9 protein-coding genes are annotated in these 12705 nt (G+C 72.5%); 4 read left to right on the forward strand and 5 right to left on the reverse strand.

Translation table 11 applies throughout. The annotated features are described in order from the left end of the window. Nucleotides 1–2: 2 nt before the first annotated feature. Nucleotides 3–359 (forward strand): DUF3140 domain-containing protein, encoded by a 357-nt coding sequence (locus H537_RS0121470; protein WP_028999488.1) that lies wholly within the window; start codon nucleotides 3–5, stop codon nucleotides 357–359. Between the two features lie 312 nt (nucleotides 360–671). Here the strand turns inward: H537_RS0121470 and H537_RS49560 are convergent, their stop codons facing one another. Continuing rightward, the gene (locus H537_RS49560) at nucleotides 672–3689 is read right to left on the reverse strand and encodes a PAS domain-containing hybrid sensor histidine kinase/response regulator (protein WP_051243049.1); all 3018 of its coding nucleotides are present in this window, start codon (nucleotides 3687–3689) and stop codon (nucleotides 672–674) included. Between the two features lie 9 nt (nucleotides 3690–3698). After that, a complete protein-coding gene (locus H537_RS0121485) occupies nucleotides 3699–4694 on the reverse strand; it encodes a diguanylate cyclase domain-containing protein (protein WP_028999489.1) in 996 nt (331 codons plus the stop codon). A 208-nt stretch (nucleotides 4695–4902) separates the two neighbouring features. Here H537_RS0121485 and H537_RS51425 point away from each other — a divergent pair, with 208 nt between their 5' ends. After that, nucleotides 4903–6081, forward strand: a complete 1179-nt coding sequence (locus tag H537_RS51425; RefSeq protein ID WP_051243051.1) for a patatin-like phospholipase family protein — start codon at nucleotides 4903–4905, stop codon at nucleotides 6079–6081. Nucleotides 6082–6100: 19 nt separating this feature from the next. Here the strand turns inward: H537_RS51425 and H537_RS44605 are convergent, their stop codons facing one another. Further along, complete coding sequence (locus tag H537_RS44605) at nucleotides 6101–6733, reverse strand: glycoside hydrolase family 19 protein (protein WP_051243052.1); 633 nt, start codon at nucleotides 6731–6733, stop codon at nucleotides 6101–6103. A gap of 325 nt (nucleotides 6734–7058) precedes the next feature. Here H537_RS44605 and H537_RS0121500 point away from each other — a divergent pair, with 325 nt between their 5' ends. After that, nucleotides 7059–7754, forward strand: coding sequence for a DUF4197 domain-containing protein (locus H537_RS0121500; RefSeq protein ID WP_028999490.1), 696 nt, complete (start codon nucleotides 7059–7061; stop codon nucleotides 7752–7754). Between the two features lie 195 nt (nucleotides 7755–7949). After that, complete coding sequence (locus H537_RS0121505; protein WP_028999491.1) at nucleotides 7950–9728, forward strand: methyl-accepting chemotaxis protein; 1779 nt, start codon at nucleotides 7950–7952, stop codon at nucleotides 9726–9728. Between the two features lie 169 nt (nucleotides 9729–9897). On the opposite strand, the gene H537_RS0121510 is transcribed toward H537_RS0121505, so the two are convergent. Further along, entirely contained in the window at nucleotides 9898–11391 is a 1494-nt protein-coding gene (locus tag H537_RS0121510; RefSeq protein WP_028999492.1) for a nucleobase:cation symporter-2 family protein, read from the reverse strand. An 85-nt stretch (nucleotides 11392–11476) separates the two neighbouring features. Further along, entirely contained in the window at nucleotides 11477–12694 is a 1218-nt protein-coding gene (locus tag H537_RS0121515; protein ID WP_028999493.1) for a urate hydroxylase PuuD, read from the reverse strand. Nucleotides 12695–12705: the final 11 nt, after the last annotated feature.

Raw genomic sequence — 12705 nt, forward strand, 5'->3', positions numbered from 1 at the left:
CCATGGCCCGCCACGAGTCACCGCAGGACGAGCGCGCCCAGGTGCTCCAGGACTTCCGCACCGCGGTCAACATGACGCCCGCCGCACTGGAGCGGTGGCTGGACACCGAGGAGTCCCGGCAGGTGGGCTTCACGCACGACGGCGAGCGCGAGTCCGTCGGGCATCAGTCGGGCCGGCGCATCGTGGAGCTGCTGCACAAGAAGCGGGACGCGCTGGACGACGCCGACCTGGACCACATGCGCAAGGTGGTGGGCTACGTGCACCGCCACCTGGCGCAGCGGCCCGAGGGCGACGTGCGGAACACGCGCTGGCGCTGGTCGCTCATGAACTGGGGACACGACCCGCTGCGCGACGGCTGATTGCCTGGACGACAGGCTCGCCAGCGCGCTGGCCGTCTTCGCGCTGGGCTTGCTGGTGGTGCTGGTCGCCGGTGGTGCCACGCTGCTGATCTGGTGGAGCGCACGCGGGTCAACGGCGAGCTGTCGCTGCGCGTGCGCGAGGCTGACGGCACCCCTCAACGCCACGACCGTGGTGCGCGTGGATCCCGGCTTCCGCCGGGATGACGACGGGGTGGACTGGCGGCCTGTGTCGCAGCCGGCCAGGCGAACCGTCTCGATGTCTTCCGCACGGCACTGCGCAACGGCGTGACCGACGCAGCAGCAGGCGCGGCGTCACCCCGCCTCCCGCCACCCCCGCAGCCGCGCCGCCGCGGCGGCGAACTCCAGGCGCTCCATCAGCTGCCCAAGCTCCTGCACCGCACCAGCGCCGTGGTACGCGGCCAGCGCGGCGCGCAGCTCCTCGAAGCGGCGCAGCGCGCTGAGGTCGCTGTCGTCCAGCCCGGCCAGCAGGCGTTCCATGGCGCGGGCATCGGGCGGCGGCGCCTCGGCCCGCGGGCTGGCACAGTCCCCGGGCAGCGGCGCCGCCCGCGGCTGCGCCGGCAAGCCCTCCAGCACGGTGCGCAGCGCCTGCTCCAGCTGCGCCAGCCGCGCGTCTTCCGGCGCCGGCGGACCCTGCGACAGCGACTCCTCCAGCGCCGCCGCCAGCCGCTCCACCGTGCCGGCCGCGACGTGCCCGGCCATGCCGCGCAGGCGGTGCAGCCGCGCGGCAGCCGCCGGCGCGTCCCCGCGCGTCAGCGCCTCGCGCACCGCGCCGAACACCTCGTCGCCCTCGGCGCGCAGCGCCTGCAGCAGGCGCAGGAACAGGTCGCGGTCGCCCTGCAGCAGCCGCGCCGCCCGGGACAGCTCGATGCCGGGCACCGGCGGGAAGTCCGTGCCCGCGGCCACCGCGGGCGGCACGGGCGCCGGCGCGCTCCCATGCCCCGACACACCGCCCGTGCAGCGCAGGATCACCGCCACCAGCGTGTCCAGCTCCAGCGGCTTCATCACGAACTCCCGAATGCCCGCGGCGCGCGCGCGCTCGCGCTGGCTGGGCAGCACGCCCGCGCTCAGCGCCACCACGGGCGGCGGCGGCGCCAGGGCCGGGTCGGCCTGCAGCCGCGCCGCAACCTGCACGCCGTCCAGGCCCGGCATCTGCAGGTCCAGCAGTACCAGGTCGAAGCGCCCGGGCTGCGCGCGCAGCAGCGCCAGCGCGGCCTCGCCGCCGTCGGCCGCGGCCACGACGGCCCCCTCGTGCGCGAGCAGCCGCTGCGCGATCTCCAGGCTGGTCGGGCTGTCGTCCGCCACCAGCAGGCGCAGCCCCGCCAGCCGCGGGCCGGCGGCTTCGGACGCCGGCACCACCCGCGCGCCCGCCAGCGGCGCCGCGATGCCCAGGGGCAGCTCGAACCAGAACTCGCTGCCCGTGCCCGGCACGCTGTGCGCGCCGATCTCGCCGCCCATGAGCCCCACCAGCCGGCGGCAGATCGCCAGCCCCAGACCGGTGCCGCCATAGCGGCGGTGGATGGAGGCGTCGGCCTGCACGAAGGCATCGAAGATGTGCTGCAGCTGCGCCGGCTCGATGCCGATGCCGCTGTCCCGCACCGAGAAGCGCAGCCGCAGCGCGTGCGCGTCGCGCGAGCGCAGCGCCACGGCCAGCGTGACGCCGCCGGCGGCGGTGAACTTCAGGGCATTGCCCAGCAGGTTCATCAGCACCTGGCCGAGGTAGCGCGCGTCGCCCACGAGCGTGTCCACCCCTTCGGGCAGCGGCGCGAGCTCCAGCCGCAGCCCCTTGGCCGCGGCGGTGGGGCCCAGCACCTCCAGCAGTGGCTCCAGCACCTCGCGCAGCACGAAGGGCGCCTGCGCCGGCTCGGCGTGGCCGGACTCGATGCGGGAGAGGTCCAGCACGTCGTCGATCAGCGCCAGCAGCCCGCGCCCGGCCTGGCGCAGGTTGCGCACCAGGCGGCGCTGGTCCGCGTCCAGCGCCTGCCGCTCCAGCAGCTGCGCCGTGCCCAGGATGGCGTTCATGGGCGTGCGGATCTCGTGGCTCATGGTGGAGAGGAAGGCGCTCTTGGCCTGGCTCGCCTGCTCGGCCGCCTCCTTGGCCGCCTCCAGCTCGCGCTGGCGCTGCTGCAGCTCGGCGGTGCGCAGCGCCACCTCGCGCGCCAGGTCGCTGTTCCAGCGCTCCAGGCGCTGCTGGCTGTCGCGCAGCGCCTGCTCCTGCTGCCGGTGCTCGGTGGCGTCGAAGATCACCCCGATGAGCTGCCGCGCCGGGCCCGCGCCGTGCGCGCTGCCGGCGCTGGCGAGCCAGCGCACGCTGCCGTCGGGCCACAGCACCCGGTACTCCAGGCGGAAGGGCTGGCCGCGGTTGAGGGCGGCATCGATGGCGGCCTGGCGCGCCGCCCGGTCCTCGGGATGCATGCGCGCGAGCAGGTCCGGCAGCCGCACAGGCTCCCGGGCGCCGAAGCCGAAGAGCGCGCGGCAGCGCTCGGACAGCACCATCTCGCCGGTGTCCGCGTGCCAGCTCCAGGTGCCCACGTTGGCGCTCGCCACCGCCAGCGCCAGCAGCCCCTCGCGCTCGGCCAGCGCGAGCTCCGTGGCCCGGCGCCGGGTGATGTCCTCGGCAAAGATGGCGACGCCGCCCACGGCGCCGGTGCCGTCGCGCCAGGGATGCACCGCCCAGCGCAGCCAGCGCGGCGTGCCGTCCGGGCGCGGCAGCATCTCGGCGTCCATGCGCACCACCTCGCCGGCCAGCGCGCTGCGGTGCGCCGCCTTCCAGTGCTCGGGCATGTCCGGCAGCACCTCGTAGTGGCTGCGGCCGACCAGGCCCTTACCTTCCGGAAACAGGTCCGGCAATTCCTCGGACCAGCGCCGGCTCACCGCCAGGTAGCGCATCCGGGTGTCGAACATCGCCAGCGCCACCGGGGCGCTCTCCATCAGCAGGCGCTGCAGTGCCTCGCTGTGCGCCAGTGCCGCGGTGCGCTGCTCGACCAGCTCCTCCAGCCGGTTCTGCTGCGCCTGCAGCGCGCGCTCCGAGCGCAGCCGCCGGTCCACCTCGCGCCACAGCACCGCCAGCATGGACAGCAGCACCAACGCCGACAAAGCGCCGGCCACGGCCAGCGTGCGCGGCACGCGGGCCACGTCACCAGCCCCGGCCGGCGCCGCCAGGTGGCTGCTCGCCACCAGGCCCAGGGCCAGCAGCGCCACCAGGGCGGCCAGCATCGGCGCAAGCACGCACAGCACGCGCGACGGTGCCGCGGGCCTCACGCGGGCCGCGCCCACGGCATCCGACTGCACCGGTTCGGAAGGGATGCCCATGCAGGCGTCCTACGGCGAGGCGCCGGGCACCGTGCCCTGCAGGCAGGCCACCCGGGCCCGCCCCTCGCGCTTGGCCTGGTAGAGCGCCTGGTCGGCCAAGTCCACCAGCTGGCCCGGGCCGGCGCGGCAAGGGCCGGAGAGCTCGCACGCGTGGCAGGACCGGTCGCCCGCGCCGCCGTCCCGGCAGCCCTGCACCAGCCCGGCCACGCCGATGCTCACCGTCACGTGCGGCCCCACGGGCGAGTCGCCGTGCGGCAGCGCCGCACCCTCCATGGCGGCGCACAGGCCCTGCGCGAAGGCGCGCGCCTGCGCCAGCGAGGCGTGCGGCAGCAGCACGGCGAACTCCTCGCCGCCGTAGCGCGCGGCCAGCTCGCCCGCACGCCGGGTGGCCGCCGTGACGACGCCGGCCACCCGGCGCAGGCAGGCGTCGCCGCCGGGATGGCCGTGCAGGTCGTTGTAGCGCTTGAAGAAGTCCACATCGACCAGCAGCAGCGACAGCGCATGCCCGTGGCGCAGGGCGCGGCGCCATTCCTGGTCCAGCGCGTCGTCGAAGGCACGCCGGTTGGCGATGCCCGTGAGCGGGTCCACCACGGCCAGGCGGCGCAGCGCGTCGGTCTTCTGCTTGAGCGCCAGGTGCGCACGCACGCGGGCGCGCACCACGGGCGGGTGCACGGGCTTGTGGATGAAGTCCACCGCGCCCAGCTCCAGCGCCCGCGTCTCCAGCTGCAGGTCGGCGTTCGCGGTGACGAAGATCACCGGCACCTCGGCGCTGCCCGCATCGGCCTTGATGCGCCTGCAGGTTTCCAGGCCGTCCAGGCCGGGCATGCTGGCATCGAGCAGCACCAGGTCGGGCGCGTGGTCACGGATCTGCCGCAATGCCGCCTCGCCGCTGGTGGCGAACACGATGCGGGCCTCGCCTTCGAGGATGCGGCTGAGCAACAGGATGGCGCTGGGATCGTCATCGACGATCAGCAGGCATTGCGCAGGAGGCGTCGGAACGGTCAAGCGTGAATCTGGCATGGTTGCCCGGCGTCGGCAGGCAAGACGGGACGGCTGTAACGCGCCGATCATCCCGCCCGTATCGTGGAGAAACCTGGCACGAGCCTTTCGCCACGTGCCCGAATCCGAGCAATGGTGCACGGAAACCAGCGGCTCGCACCACTTCCGCCTATGGCGCGGGCGCACAGGGCACGCTGGTTGCTGCAGTGCAGCAATGAACCTTTCCCATGACGATGCAGCGGCCCTGCCCGCTCTCTCGCCGGCTTCGAGCTTCATCAGTCTGGCCCTGTCGGGCGGCAACGCGCTGGGCGCCTACGCCGCCGGCGCCTGCGCGGCGCTGCACGAGGCGGGCTACAGCCCGGACCTTGTCAGCGGTGCATCCATCGGCGCAGTCAACGCGGCCATCGTGGCGGGCAACCCGCCGGCGCAGCGCGCGCAACGGCTGCGCGAGTTCTGGCGCCAGGCCTCGGTGTGGAGCGCCCCGGGCCTGGTGCCCGCCGGTGGCCGCGCCCGCGACGTGTACAACAAGCTGCACGCGATGCAGACGGTGATGTTGGGCCGCCCGGGCCTGTTCACGCCGCGCTCCAGCGGCTTCCTGTCCCTGCTGCCCGGCACGCCCTCGGACGTCGGCCTGTTCGACGGCCGACCGCTGCTGGGCACGCTGGAGCGCGTGGTGGACTTCGACTACCTCAACAGCGCGGCGCTGCCGCTGGTCATCGGCTGCGTGGACCTGGAAAGCGGCGAGCCGGTGTACTTCGACAGCCGCCGGCAGACGATCGAGCCGCGCCACGTGCTGGCCAGCACCGCCTTCATCCCCGGCTTCCCGCCGGTGGAGATCGACGGCCGTCTGCTGGGCGACCCCGGCATGCTGTGCAACCTGCCGCTGGACCCGCTGCTGGGCGAGCCGCCGGACGGCGACCACGTGTGCTTCGCGGTGGACCTCTTCGACGCCCGCGGCGGGCGCCCGTTCTCGATGGACACGGCGCTGGAGCGCGCGCAGGACATCGCCTTCGCGTCGCAGTCGCTGCGCACCATCGACGCCTACCGCCGCGAATACCGGCTGCGCCACCTGCTGGCGCGACAGACCCGGCGGACGAAGAACGCGGCGGCTGATGCGGCCGGCGGCGGCGAGACCGCGGTCGCGCTGCTGGCCTACCGGCCACCCGAGCACGAGGTAGCGGCCAAGACGCTGGAGTTCTCGGCGTCGTCGGTGCAGGAGCGCTGGGCCGCCGGCCAGCAGGACATGCGCGCCGCGGTCGCGGCCGTCGAAGCCGGCCGGCCGACGGCGCGGGACCCGGGCTTCGCCTTCTTCGACTGCCGCCGGCCCCTGGAGCAGCCGCGGCCCGAGGCCGCCCAGGAAGCGCTGCAGGCGTCGGAAACGCCGGCACCCTGAGGCGCCGCCGCCGACGCGCTCAGCAGCGCATGTCCTCCAGCGCGGCCAGCGCGCCGCGGTAGAGCGTCCGGCGCTCGTAGAGGCCCCCCATGGGCGAGACGTGCTCGTGGATGAAGCGGGTGATGGCGTCGAACTGCAGCCGGTCGGCCATCTCGTTGAAGCCGCGGTGGTGCCAGAACCAGGCGGCCGCGAGGCAGGCGTCCCCCGGGCGCGCGACCAAGTCGGGCTGCTCCTCGTAAGGCCGCTGCAGCGCCGCGCCGGCGCTGCGGTAGGTGGCGCGGCCCACCAGGCGGATCAGCCCGCGGCCCCGGTAGCGCCAGCCGTCGCCGCTGGCGGCGTCGCCGTTGCCGTGGTGGCCGCACAGCACCGTGTTGGCCAGCGCCTGCGGCGCGCCCACCAGCCGCTCGGCATCGTCCAGGTCGCGCACGCGGCCGGGCCACATGGCGCAGATGCGCTCCGGGGTGCGGTAGAGCATGCCCTCTTCCAGCGTGACGAAGCCGCGGCTCTCGAAGGCGCACTGGGAGACGAAGGCCGCGATGCGCTCCGGCGTGCGGATGTCGAAGCGCTCGCAGGCCTGGCCCAACGAGTGGTGGTAGGCGTCAGCCACGCGCGGCGCAATGCCGGCGGCGGCCAGGGTGGCGAGGATCAGCATGGTGTGTCCCGTGTTCCGTCGACGGTGACGGACGCCGTGCCGCATCGCCACCGATTCGGCCTGGCGCCCCACGAGAAGCGCAAAACAAAATTTGCGCGCTGCAGCATGGAAACCAGTTTGCGCGCTGCAACATGCCAGGGCCAGCAACCGGGTCGCCTCCCGCAGACCCAGTTTGTTGCACTTTGTGTTCTCACCGAAACGTGGCAGGCCCGGGATTTCACCGGGCCTCAATGCACGTTGCGCCGGGCCGACAGGCCTTGCGGGCGGCTGCCGACCAGTGTTCAACCCGGCATACCGCATCGATTCGTCACCACTGGAGCCACTCATGAAACGTCGTGCACTGGCACGCGCCCTTCCTGTCCTTCCCGCCTTCCTGCTGCTGGGTCCGGCCCTCTCCCGGCCGGCCTGGGCCGTGCCCACTTCGACGGAGGCGACGTCCGGCATCCGCACCGCGCTGGAGCGCGGCGCCGCCAGCGCGGTGGAGCTGCTTGGGCGGCCGGACGGTTTCCTGGGCAACCCGCAGGTGCGCATTCCCCTGCCGCCGGCGCTGGAGCAGGTCGCGAGCGTGCTCAGGCTCATGGGCCAGCAGCGCCGGGTGGACGAACTCGTGACCGCCATGAACCGCGCCGCCGAGGCGGCGGTGCCCGAGGCGAAAGCGCTGCTGGTGGACGCGGTGCGCTCGATGTCGGTGCAGGACGCGCTGGACGTCGTGCGCGGCGGCGACACCGCCGTGACCGACTTCTTCGCCGGCCGCACGCGCCAGCCGCTGACCCAGCGCTTCCTGCCGATCGTGACCCGCGCCACGGAGAAGGTCGCGCTGGCGCAGAGCTACAACGAGCTCGCGGGCCGGGCCGGCACGCTGGGGCTGGTGCGCGCCGAGGACGCCAACCTCGAACGCCACGTCACGGCCAAGGCCGTGGACGGGCTGTTCTTCATGATCGGCGAGGAGGAGCGCCGCATCCGCCGCGACCCCGTGGGCACCGGCAGCGCCATCCTGCAGAAGGTCTTCGGCCGCTTCTGACGCCACCGGCACCACGGACAGCCGCCTCGGCCACGCGTGCGGGCGCCGGCGCACGCGGCCGCGCGGTGCGCGGGTCGTGCACGGTCACACCTGCAAGCTTGACTTGGCACAGATCAAGCCGAGATGGCTTCCTGCACAGTGGCCCCGGGTGTGTTGCAGCAGTCCGCTCGGCAAGGCGGGAGAGGAAAACAAACGATGAGACTGGCCGATTTCAAGATTGGTGTGCGCCTGGGGACGGCGTTCTGGTTGATCATGCTGGTGACCTTCGCGTCGTCAGGCCTGGCGCTGTTCAAGCTCGCGGAAATCCAGCGGAACCTGGAGCGGGTGGTGAAGGAGAACAACGTCGCCAGCGCGTACAGCCACACGATGAACGACGCGATCCAGAACGCCAACCGCGTGCTGCCCACGCTGGTGCTCACCAGCAACGAGGGCGAGCGGCAGAAGCTCAAGGACGAGCTCGCCAGCATCCGCCAGATCTACGACATCTCCCGCAAGGCGCTGGAGGAGATGCACCACACCGACGAGCTCAAGGCGCTGCTCAAGCGCCTGGACGAGGCCCGGGACGCCACGCGGCCCGTCAACAACCAGCTCTTCGAGCTGGCCATGGCCGGCCAGCGCGAGCAGGCCACGGCGCTGATGGTGGAGAAGTCCCAGCCGCTGACGCTGGCCTGGCAGCAGCTGGTGCAGGAGACCGTGCGGCTGCAGGACGCCGGCAGCTGGCAGATGTACGAGCAGGCCGAGGGCAGCTACCGGCACGCGCGCAACCTGCTGATCGGCTTCACGGCGGCGACGATGGCGCTGGCCAGCGCGCTGGGCTGGCTGATCACGCGCTCCATCACCGTGCCGCTGCGCCGCGCCTGCGACGTGGCGCTGCAGGTGGCTGAGGGCGACCTCAACACCGTGGTGCAGGTCGAGGGCCGCGACGAAACCGCGCAGCTGCTCACCGCGCTGGGCACCATGAAGAGCAAGCTCACGCAGATCGTCTCCGGCGTGCGCCAGAACGCCGAGGGCGTGGCCACTGCCAGCGCCCAGATCGCGCAGGGCAACCAGGACCTGAGCCAGCGCACCGAGCAGCAAGCCTCCTCGCTGGAGCAGACTGCCGCGGCCATGGAGGAGCTGGGCAGCACCGTCAAGCACAACGCCGACAACGCCAGCCAGGCCAACCAGCTGGCCGTGGGCGCGTCGTCGGTGGCCGTCAAGGGCGGCGAGGTGGTGGCGCAGGTGGTGGACACCATGCGCGGCATCGAGACCAGCTCGCACAAGATCGCCGACATCATCGGCGTGATCGACAGCATCGCCTTCCAGACCAACATCCTGGCGCTCAACGCCGCGGTGGAAGCCGCGCGCGCCGGCGAGCACGGCCGGGGCTTCGCGGTGGTGGCCGGCGAGGTGCGCAACCTGGCGCAGCGCAGCGCCACGGCGGCGCGCGAGATCAAGCAGCTCATCACCGACAGCGTCAACCGCGTGGACCACGGCTCCAAGCTGGCCGACCAGGCCGGCCACACCATGCAGGAGGTGGTGACGGCGGTGAAGCGCGTCTCGGACCTGATGGCCGAGATCAGCGCCGCCAGCGCCGAGCAGAGCAAGGGCGTGGCGCAGGTGGGCGAGGCCGTGACGCAGATGGACCACGCCACGCAGCAGAACGCCGCGCTGGTGGAGGAAAGCGCCGCGGCCGCCGAGAGCCTGCGCGCCCAGGCCCAGCAGCTGGTGCAGGCGGTGGCGGTGTTCCGGCTGCAGAACGGCGGCAGCGCGCCGGCCGCGCCCGCCGTGGCCAGCCTGCCGGTGGCGGCCCCCGCGCCGGCCTGGGACAGCGCCGCGCACCGCGCCCCCGAGCCTGCGCGCCACGTGACGCGGCCGAGCTTCGCCCGCAAGGCGGCGGCGCCCGCCCCCGCCGCGACGCCGGCGCCGCTGCCCGCCGAATCGCATGCCGCGCGCTCGGGCACGTCCGACACCGACGAGTGGACCTCGTTCTGACGAGGCGCCATCAACACCAACGGGCCCCGCGGGGCCCGTTTTGTTTGGCGCTGAAATGAAGGCCCGTTCGGGCTGAACTCGTCGAAGCCTTGCGGCGGCACCCAAGCGCCTGCCCTTCGACAGGCTCAGGGCGAACGGGATCTACTTCATTCGCGGAGGCGAGTTGGCATCAGGCATGCGCGTCCTGCGCCTTGGCCGCGGCCACCGCATCGGCGGCGCCGCTGCGCGCGCCGTTGAAGAAGAGGTTCAGCGCCACGGCGGCGATCGACGCCAGCAGGATGCCGCTGTCCAGCAGCGGGTGCAGGCCGTGCGCCATCTGCTGCATCCAGCGCGGCGCCACCAGCGGGATCATCCCCGCGCCGATGGAGATGGCGACGATGTAGAGGTTGTGGCGGCTGGCCGCGTAGTTGACGGTGGACAGGATGCGGATGCCCGTGGCCGCCACCATGCCGAACATCACCAGCCCCGCGCCGCCGAGCACGAAGGCCGGCACCGACTCCACCAGCGCCGCCATCTTGGGCAGCATGCCCAGCACCACCATGATCACGCCGGCGGCCACGCACACCCAGCGGCTCTTGACGCCGGTGACGCCCACCAGGCCCACGTTCTGCGAGAAGCTGGTGTAGGGGAAGGTGTTGAAGATGCCGCCGATGACGGTGCCCAGGCCGTCGGTGCGCAGCCCCGCGGCGAGCTCGGCCTGGCCGATCTTCTTGCCCGTGATGTCCGACAGCGCCAGGAACATGCCGGTGGACTCGATCATCACCACGACCATCACCAGCGTCATGGTCAGCACCATGACCGGGTCGAAGGTGGGCAGCCCGAAGGAGAAGGGCGTGACCACGTCGAACCAGTGCGCCTTGGCCACCTTGGCGAAGTCCATCTTGCCCATGGCCACCGCCACCACGCAGCCCACGACGATGCCCAGCAGCACCGAGATGTTGGCCACGAAGCCACGGCCCCAGCGGCTGATGCACAGGATCACCAGCAGCACGAAGCCGGCGACGGCCAGGTTGTCCAGCGCGCCGTAGGCGGGGTTGTCCAGCATCGGGATCGGGCCGAGCTTGAGCGCCGGTGCCGAGGCGCCCGCCGCGGGCGCAGAGGCCGCCGCGGCCTTGGCGGCGTCCACCATCGCCACCAGCTTGGGCACGTCCACCTGCTGCGCCATGGGCGCGGGGCCGCCCAGGGCCCAGCCGATGCCCACGCGCATGAGGCTGATGCCGATGACGGCAATGATGCTGCCCGTCACCACCGGCGGGAAAAAGCGCAGCAGCCGGCTCACCAGCGGCGCGATGGCGATCGAGACCAGCCCCGCGCCGATGATGGCGCCGAAGATCGCGCGCGCTCCCTCCACGCCCGGCTGCGCATTGGCCATGGCCACCATCGGGCCGACGGCGGCGAAGGTCACGCCCATCATCACCGGCAGCCGGATGCCGATGTGGCGGCCGAAGCCCAGCGCCTGGATCAACGTCACCAAGCCGCAGCAGAACAGGTCCGCCGAGATCAGCATCGCCACCTGCTCGGGGCTGAGCTTGAGCGCGCGGCCCACGATCAGCGGCACCGCCACGGCGCCGGCGTACATCACCAGCACGTGCTGCAGGCCCAGCGCGGCCAGGCGGCCGGTGGGGAGTCGTTCATCGACCGGATGGGTCTCGGTGTGGGCCATGGGTCTTCCTTCGGGAAAAGCTCCGCCCGGCGGCAGCGCCGGCAGGAGCGGCGCCCGCGAAGCGGGGATGGGAAACGGAAAAGGCTTACTGCTGCGCTGACGCGCCGCTCTCGAACCAGCGGCGCAGCAGGTCGCGCTCGGCGTCGGTGATCTGCGTGGCGTTGTTCAGCGGCATGAGCTTCTGCACCACGGCCTGCTGGTACACGGCCTGGGCGTTGACGCGGATGAGCTCCGGCGTGTGCAGCGCCACGTTCTTGTTCTGCAGCTGGGCGTTGTGGCACATGACGCAGCGCTGCTCGATGACGCTTTGCACCTGCGCGAAGGCCACCGGCTGCCGGGCCGCGGCGAGCTGCGCGTCACTGCGCGGCGGCGGGGCCAGCCAGAAGGCCAGGCCACCCAGCGCCAGCGTGCCCACCACCGCGTGCTCCCACGGCGTGCGCTTGCCCAGCACGTGCGCCTTGTGGCGCGAGACGAAGCTGTGGCGGATGAGCGCGCCGGCGAGCATCAGCAGCACCAGCACCAGCCAGTTGTGCTGGGCCTGGTACAGCCAGCCGTAGTGGTTGGAGAGCATGGCAATGAGCACCGGCAGCGTGAAGTACGTGTTGTGCACGCTGCGCTGCTTGCCGCGCTGGCCGTGGACCGGGTCCACGGCCTGGCCGGCGCGCAGCTGCGCCACCACCTTGCGCTGGCCCGGGATGATCCAGAAGAACACGTTGGCGCTCATGGCCGTGGCCATCATCGCGCCCACCAGCAGGAAGGCCGCGCGGCCCGCGAACAGCTGGCAGGCCAGCCACGCGGCAAACACCACCAGGGCGAAGACCAGCACGCCGACGACCAGGTCGCCGTTCCTGCGGCGCCCCAGCGTGCGGCAGATGGCGTCGTAGAGCAGCCAGAACGCCGCGAGGAAACCCAGCGCCGCGCCGATGGCCGCGCCCGGCGACCAGTCGTGCACGCTCTTGTCCACCAGGAAGGTGCCGGCGTTGAACAGGTACAGCACCGTGAACAGCCCGAAGCCCGTGAGCCAGGTCGAGTAGCTCTCCCAGTACGACCAGTGCAGGTTCTCGGGCAGCGGCAGCCACTTGGGCGCCACCATGTACTTGTTGGAGTGGTAGAAGCCGCCGCCGTGCACGGCCCACATCTCGCCGTCCACGCCCTTCTTCTTCAGGTCCTCGTGCGTGGGCACGCTGAGACTGTTGTCAAGCATGACGAAGTAGAACGAGGCGCCGATCCAGGCGACCGCCGTGATGACGTGGGCCCAGCGCAGCAGCAGGTTCGCCCAGTCGATGAGGTAGGAAAGGTCCATCGGTGATGTAC

The organism is Azohydromonas australica DSM 1124, assembly GCF_000430725.1.
GTDB lineage: Bacteria > Pseudomonadota > Gammaproteobacteria > Burkholderiales > Burkholderiaceae_C > Azohydromonas > Azohydromonas australica.